This is a genomic window from Flavobacterium sp., from assembly GCF_031363805.1.
Taxonomy (GTDB): domain Bacteria; phylum Bacteroidota; class Bacteroidia; order Flavobacteriales; family Flavobacteriaceae; genus Flavobacterium.
On the sequence record NZ_JANLVD010000217.1, the window covers coordinates 1 to 6,949 of the forward strand.

At 31.4% G+C, this 6,949-nt stretch carries 8 protein-coding genes; 3 read left to right on the top strand and 5 right to left on the bottom strand.

Features of this window, described 5'->3' with window-relative positions; all coding sequences use genetic code 11:
* Window positions 1–936, bottom strand: a 936-nt coding sequence (gene purD, locus RMN92_RS11555; protein ID WP_309609600.1) for a phosphoribosylamine--glycine ligase, incomplete at its 3' end; no start/stop codon positions are given.
* A 92-nt stretch (window positions 937–1,028) separates the two neighbouring features.
* Here purD and RMN92_RS11560 point away from each other — a divergent pair.
* Genes RMN92_RS11560 through RMN92_RS11570 form a run of 3 tightly spaced genes read left to right on the top strand, consistent with a single transcriptional unit; the run spans window position 1,029 to window position 2,944 of the window.
* Window positions 1,029–1,319: a type II toxin-antitoxin system RelE/ParE family toxin gene (locus tag RMN92_RS11560; RefSeq protein ID WP_309609601.1), complete on the top strand. Its 291-nt coding sequence runs from the start codon at window positions 1,029–1,031 to the stop codon at window positions 1,317–1,319.
* An 11-nt stretch (window positions 1,320–1,330) separates the two neighbouring features.
* Window positions 1,331–1,633, top strand: coding sequence for a HigA family addiction module antitoxin (locus RMN92_RS11565; RefSeq protein WP_309609602.1), 303 nt, complete (start codon window positions 1,331–1,333; stop codon window positions 1,631–1,633).
* Window positions 1,634–2,944, top strand: coding sequence for a phenylacetate--CoA ligase family protein (locus RMN92_RS11570; RefSeq protein ID WP_309609603.1), 1,311 nt, complete (start codon window positions 1,634–1,636; stop codon window positions 2,942–2,944). It abuts the gene before it with no gap.
* Here RMN92_RS11570 and RMN92_RS11575 read toward each other — a convergent pair.
* From RMN92_RS11575 to rfbD, 4 genes are read right to left on the bottom strand one after another with little or no spacing between them, the layout of a single operon-like run.
* The gene (locus tag RMN92_RS11575) at window positions 2,939–3,706 is read right to left on the bottom strand and encodes a glycosyltransferase family 2 protein (protein ID WP_309609604.1); all 768 of its coding nucleotides are present in this window, start codon (window positions 3,704–3,706) and stop codon (window positions 2,939–2,941) included. The genes RMN92_RS11570 and RMN92_RS11575 overlap by 6 nt on opposite strands.
* A complete protein-coding gene (locus RMN92_RS11580) occupies window positions 3,707–5,065 on the bottom strand; it encodes an undecaprenyl-phosphate glucose phosphotransferase (RefSeq protein ID WP_309609605.1) in 1,359 nt (452 codons plus the stop codon).
* A gap of 3 nt (window positions 5,066–5,068) precedes the next feature.
* On the bottom strand, window positions 5,069–6,052 hold the full coding sequence (locus RMN92_RS11585) for an SDR family oxidoreductase (RefSeq protein WP_309609606.1): 984 nt from the start codon (window positions 6,050–6,052) through the stop codon (window positions 5,069–5,071).
* Window positions 6,049–6,915 (bottom strand): dTDP-4-dehydrorhamnose reductase, encoded by an 867-nt coding sequence (gene rfbD / locus RMN92_RS11590; protein ID WP_309609607.1) that lies wholly within the window; start codon window positions 6,913–6,915, stop codon window positions 6,049–6,051. The genes RMN92_RS11585 and rfbD overlap by 4 nt, the downstream gene beginning before the upstream one ends.
* Window positions 6,916–6,949: the final 34 nt, after the last annotated feature.

The following is a 6,949-nucleotide window of genomic DNA, read 5'->3' on the forward strand; positions in this document are numbered from 1 at the left end:
TTCAACCAAATCAGTTTTTATTCTAGGCACAACCACTTCGGTTTCAGGATCGCCCATTCGGACATTGTATTCTATGACAATCGGTTCTCCTTTCACGTTAATTAAACCAATAAAAACAAACCCTTTGTATTCTATTCCATCTTTTTGAAAACCTTCAATAGTAGGTTTTACAATTCGAGTTTCTATTTTTTCTAATAAGACAGCATCTGCAAAAGGTACTGGAGAAACAGCTCCCATTCCGCCAGTATTAAGTCCTGTGTCGCCATCGCCAATTCGTTTATAATCTTTGGCAGTGGGCAATATTTTATAGTTTTTTCCATCGGTTAAAACAAAACAGCTTAATTCAATACCATCCAAAAATTCTTCTATGACTACTTTTGAGCTGGCTTGACCAAATTTTTGGTTGACCAACATGTTGTGAAGTTCTACTTTGGCTTCGTCTAAATCTTTAATGATTAAAACTCCTTTTCCAGCGGCCAGTCCGTCTGCTTTTAATACATACGGCGGTTCCAAACTTTCTAGGAATGCACAACCTTTTTCTACAGTTTCTGCCGTAAAACTATCATATCCGGCAGTTGGAATATTGTGTTTTACCAAAAATTGTTTGGCAAATTCTTTACTACCTTCCAGTTGTGCGCCATTTTTTGATGGACCAATAACAGGAATATTTTTAAGTTGAGAATCATTTCTGAAAAAATCGTAGATACCGTGAACCAGTGGGTCTTCTGGACCAACCACAACCATTTCAACATTTTCTTGAATGACAAATGTTTTTATGGCTTCAAAATCCAGAATATTCAGATTTACATTTTTAGCAATGGTTTCTGTTCCAGCATTTCCTGGAGCCACAAAAAGATGCGTGCATTTTGAGCTTTGAAGCATTTTCCAAGCTAGTGCATGTTCGCGTCCGCCAGATCCTAAAAGTAAAATTGTCATGATGTAGTTGTTTGATAATGCAAAAATAGTTTGTTTTATATTGAAATAATAATTTTATTTTAGCTACTTTTGACGTTAGTAACGCAAGAGGTATGATTGTTTCATTTGGCTCAAAAGATTCGGAAAAAATTTGGAATGGAATTGTGGTAAAAAAACCATCAATACAAATTCAACAAATTGCAAGAAGGAAATTAAGAATGCTCAATAATTCACAAGATTTAAATGATTTAAATGATTTAAGAATTCCACCTTCTAATAGATTAGAAAAACTGAGTGGGAATTTAAAGGAATTTTACAGTATTAGAATAAACAACCAGTGGCGGATTATTTTTACTTGGGAAAACGGAAATGGTAGCGAAGTACAAATTATGGATTATCATTAAAAAAGTAAATAATGGAAAAATTAAAAAACATCCATCCAGGAGAAATATTACTACAAGAATTTTTAATTCCTTTAGAAATTACATCGTATCGATTATCTAAAGAGTTAAAAATCCCACAAACAAGAATTTCAGAAATTGTGAAAGGGAAAAGGCGAATAACAGCCGATACTGCTTTGCGATTGAGTTTATATTTTGGAAATTCGGCGAAATTTTGGTTGGGACTTCAAGACGATTTTGATATTGAAGAAGAAATGGAATATAAAAACACAGAATTTCAAACTATTAAAAAGTTTGATTTTCAAAAAGTTGCTTAAATGTTCAAACTATTCAACTTAACACTCCAATTAAATCGTTTTCCAATAAAGAATGCGCAAGTTGAATTTAATAAAATAATTAGTTTATCAGAAAAAGAACACCAATTATTTATTGAAAATAAAAAAGAAGAAATAGTCTGTTTTCACCTTCAAAATAATACTTTTTATCAAGAATTGGTTGGTTCAACAATTTATAGAAACTGGGAAGATTTACCAGTTTTGACCAAAAAAAATCTTCAAAAACCTTTACAACAAAGGCTTTCAGCTCGTTTTCTTATAAACAAAGTTTTTGTAAACAAAACTTCAGGTTCTAGTGGCGATCCATTTATTTTTGCTAAAGATAAATATGCACATGCCATGACTTGGGCTTCCATAATTTACAGGTTTGGTTGGTATGGTATTGATTTTAATTCATCATATCAAGCCAGATTTTATGGCATTCCGTTAGATTTTATTGGCAATGCAAAAGAACGATTGAAAGATTTTTTGAGCAATCGTTACAGATTCACCATTTTTGATTTGTCTGATGAATTTTTAGAAAAATTTTTGCAGAAATTTCGAAATAAAAAATTCGATTATATTAACGGTTACACTTCATCGATTGTTTTATTTGCCAAATTTTTGCAATCAAAAAATATCGTTTTAGCTACCATTTGTCCTACATTAAAAGTATGTATGGTTACCTCTGAAATGCTTTTTGAAGATGATAAAATACTGTTGGAAAAACAATTTGGAATTCCCATAGTCAATGAATATGGTGCTTCCGAACTGGATTTGATTGCTTTTCAAAACACAAATGGCGAGTGGCAAGTCAATTCAGAAACCCTTTTTGTAGAGATTCTAGATGATGATGATAAGGTTTTGCCTTATGGTAAAGAAGGTCGCATTGTAATTACTTCACTCTTCAATAAAGCACATCCGTTTATTCGATACGATATTGGTGATATTGGGATTTTGGACGAAAAAAGCACACTAAAAAAACCTATTTTAAAACAATTAATTGGTCGAACCAATGATGTGGCTATTTTACCCAGTGGAAAAAAATCACCAGGATTGACTTTTTACTACGTAACCAAAAGTATTATTGAAGACGATGGAAACGTCAAGGAATTTATTATTATTCAAACCAAAACAGATACTTTTGAGATTGATTATGTTTCTGAATTGGAATTAACTTCATTACAAATTAAAAAAATTGAAGACGCCATTTCTTTGTATTTAGAACCCAATTTAAAGTTTAATTTTACTAGAAAATTATTTTTGGAAAGAAGCAATCGTGGGAAGTTGAAGCAATTTAAATCGATGTTATAACTTTTTTGTGAATCTTGGTTTTATCAATAATTGTGCAAACAGAAATCCTACCATACAGAATAAAGAAATTATTTTGTTGTATTTATGAAACTCTCTGTATACAGCATAATTGTGATGTAGTAAACTTTTTTTAGATGCCGAAATTGAGTTTTCTCTTACTCTATATCTTGCCAAATTTTCGGTGATAGGTTCAGCTAATTTAATTTGTTTTAAAATGGTTAGCCATACTATCCAATCTTGTCTTTTTCTAACCGAGGAAATAGCAATTTTCCCAAAATATTGGGTGTCGTAAATTCCAGTTAAGTTACCTACAAAATTACAGAAGAACAATTGTCTATATGTTAATTTTAATGGCGCTTGAATCTGTTTATTTAGTACATCTCCTTTTTCTGTTATACAATCGTAAAATGAAAAGCTAAATGGTACTTTTTTATTTTGCATCCAATCCAATTGTTTTTTAAGTTTGTCTGGATGCCATAAGTCATCAGAATCTAAAAAAGCAATATATCTTCCAAAGGCATTTTTTAAAGCAGTATTTCTTGCCACGCCAGTACCAGTGTTTTTATTCAATTTAATTAAATGTATTCTAACATCTTCCTCCATAAAATTGTGAATAATCTCGACTGTTTTATCTTGCGAAAAATCGTCTACAATAATCATTTCCCAATTAGAGTATGTTTGATTTTGAACTGATTTAATAGTGTCTGAAATAAATTTTTCAGAATTATAACATGGCGTTATTATAGAAACTAGTTCATTCATTTAATAAGCTTTTTCTTGACCTTTAAAAATATTAATAACCGTTTGAAAAATTATTTTTAAATCGAGCAAAAGCGTCCAATTTTCAATATAAAACAAATCAAATTTTATTCTATCGACCATTTGATCATCGGTTTCTATTTCACCGCGAAATCCTTTTACTTGTGCCAATCCCGTAATCCCAGGTTTTATGTGCAAACGAAAATTGTATTTTTTTATCTTATGTTGGTATTCATTGTTGTGCAACCATAAATGTGGTCTTGGCCCAACTGTCGACATATCGCCGGCTAAAACATTAAAAAACTGTGGTAATTCGTCAAGACTTGTTTTTCTTAAAAAAGAACCAACTTTGGTTATTCTAACATCATTTTTTATAACCGATTTTTCGGTGGTTTCGTTAATATGCATGGAGCGAAACTTTAAGCAAAAAAATTCTTTTTCATCCAATCCAGGTCTTCCTTGTTTGAAAAAGACACTACCATTTGATTCAACTTTTATGAAAATAGCAATAATAGGAAACAGCCAAGAAAAAATGAAAATTATAATGAAAAGTGAAAACAAAATATCAAATAGTCTTTTAATAAATTTTAATAAAGGTTCGTTTAATGGTGTTCGTTTAAGCGATAGAATAGGGAAAAACTCATAATAATCTATTTTTAAGTTTTTGGAATAAATTTGATTTGATTCTGGAATAAACTTGATGGTTTTTTTGTAGTAATCTGCAAATTCAACTAAATCTTTCAATTGTTCGCTTGATAGTTCTTCAATTGCGCAATAAATATCGTCGATTTTATTTTCTAAAACAAATTGTTGAATTTCTGAAACGGTTCCATTTACTTCGTTATTTATTATTTTATCAGAAAAAAAGCCTTTAAAATGATAGCCATAATCCAGCCTTGTTTGAAATAAATTTTGAAGGTTTTTGGCACTTTCTGTGTATCCAATTATAATTGCATTTCTATAATTTCCACCTAAAACTATTCTATATTTTTTTAAATAATAAAATAAAAATGACTTAAAAATCGCAATTAATACAAATGATGTGATTAAGAAATATATAAATCGCCATAAACTATCAATAATATCTTTGGTTACCGTAAAATAAGCCATTACCAATAAAGAAAAGACAAAAAATTGCTTGAACAACAGACCCATTATTTCTACTGGTTTTGTAAACCGATAAACTTCATAAAAACCTATGAAATAAGCCAATCCCAGCCAAACGATTACTTGATAAATCATGAAATAAGGTTGCGGAATCGAAAAGTTTTTCATAAAAAAACTCGCCAAAATCATAAGCAAAACACAATCGATAGTGATGCTCATGGGTCGAATGTATTTTGAATACCTTCCTTTTGTCATTTTTTAGTGAATATAACCCGAAAAATCTTTGTGTTCTTCTTTTAACAATTCCTCTTTGGGAAGTGATTTGAAATAGTCATAGGTAATTTTCATACCTTCAGAGCGAGATACTTTGGCTTCCCAACCTAATAATTCTTTGGCTTTTGTAATGTCAGGCTGTCGTTGCAGAGGATCATTTTCTGGCAAATCATGGTATACAATTTTCTGATTGGTTCCTGTAAGTTTTATAATTTCTTCAGCAAAATCTTTAATGGTTATTTCGTCTGGATTACCAATATTTACTGGAAATACGTAGTCTGAATGTAATAATCTAAAAATGCCTTCTACTTGATCATCAACATAACAAAATGAACGTGTTTGGAGTCCATTTCCAAAGATGGTCAAATCTTCGCCACGCAAAGCTTGTCCTATAAAAGCTGGAATAACACGACCATCGTTCAATCGCATTCTTGGTCCATAAGTATTAAAAATACGAACAATTCTTGTTTCCAATCCGTGGAAACGGTGATACGCCATCGTAATAGACTCTTGAAAACGCTTGGCTTCATCATAAACGCCACGTGGTCCTATCGTATTTACATTTCCAAAATATTCTTCGGTTTGAGGATGTACCAAAGGATCTCCGTACACTTCTGAAGTTGAAGCTATCAAAATTCTAGCTTTTTTAACTCTTGCCAATCCTAACAAATTGTGTGTTCCAAGCGATCCAACTTTCAAAGTTTGAATAGGTATTTTTAAATAATCTATTGGGCTTGCTGGCGATGCAAAATGTAAAATATAATCTAAGTCGCCCGCAACATGTACAAATTTTGAAATATCATGATTGTAAAACTCAAAATTTTGGAGTTTGAATAAATGCTCTATGTTTTTTAAATCGCCAGTAATCAAATTATCCATTCCAATGACATGATAACCTTCTTTGATAAAACGATCGCACAAATGAGAACCCAAAAAACCTGCTGCTCCAGTTATTAATATTATTTTCATTGGTTGTATGGTTGCAAAGCTTCCTGCCAGCTTTTAATTTCTATATTGAATGTATTCTTAATTTTTGATTTGTCTAAAACACTATATTTTGGTCTTTTTGCAGGTGTTGGAAAAGCTTCCGTTGGAATAGGATTTACTTCAATAGAAATATTATTTATTTTGAATATTGCTGCGGCAAAATCGTACCAACTTGCATTTCCTTCATTGCTGAAGTTGTAAATACCAAATTCTGGTTGGAAGTTGGCACTTCGACTGCGGTCAGTGTGACAAACGATGTTCATAATCGCTTTGGCTAAATCAACTGCGTTAGTTGGTGAACCTATTTGGTCAGATACAATATTCAAACTATCTCTTTCGGATGCCAATCGCAACATGGTTTTCATGAAATTATTTCCAAATTGAGAATAAACCCATGAAGTTCTAATGATGAAATAGTCGCTCATATTGTGCATAATTTCCAATTCACCTTTTAATTTTGTAGCACCATAAACACCTAACGGATTCGTTGTATCAGTTTCTAAATAAGGTTTGGCTGACGTTCCGTCGAAAACAAAATCAGTAGAAATGTGAATCAGTTTTACCTTATTGTTTTTACAGGCAATCGCTAAATATTTTGATCCTAAAACATTAATGGCGTGGGCTTTTTCAGTTTCTGTTTCTGCTTTGTCTACTGCTGTGTAGGCGGCTGTATTAATGCAAAAATCAATTTTAGTCTTCTTAAAAAACAGATTTACTTGTTCTTGATTTGTAATATCAAATTCTTGTGATGATGCAAAAATAAATTCACAATCGTTGTAATCTTTTGCAATGTATTGCAATGATTGTCCCAATTGACCTGATGCACCAGTAACTAAAACTACCATACTTTTTTAGCATTTTGAAGCGTTGGTAAAATAA

Bases quoted from the DNA above. Each gene is read 5' to 3' on its own strand.
- RMN92_RS11560 (WP_309609601.1), top strand. From the start codon at position 1,029: ATGATTGTTTCATTTGGCTCAAAAGATTCGGAAAAAATTTGGAATGGA.
- RMN92_RS11565 (WP_309609602.1), top strand. From the start codon at position 1,331: ATGGAAAAATTAAAAAACATCCATCCAGGAGAAATATTACTACAAGAA.
- RMN92_RS11570 (WP_309609603.1), top strand. From the start codon at position 1,634: ATGTTCAAACTATTCAACTTAACACTCCAATTAAATCGTTTTCCAATA.
- RMN92_RS11575 (WP_309609604.1), bottom strand. From the start codon at position 3,706: ATGAATGAACTAGTTTCTATAATAACGCCATGTTATAATTCTGAAAAA.
- RMN92_RS11580 (WP_309609605.1), bottom strand. From the start codon at position 5,065: ATGACAAAAGGAAGGTATTCAAAATACATTCGACCCATGAGCATCACT.
- RMN92_RS11585 (WP_309609606.1), bottom strand. From the start codon at position 6,052: ATGAAAATAATATTAATAACTGGAGCAGCAGGTTTTTTGGGTTCTCAT.
- rfbD (WP_309609607.1), bottom strand. From the start codon at position 6,915: ATGGTAGTTTTAGTTACTGGTGCATCAGGTCAATTGGGACAATCATTG.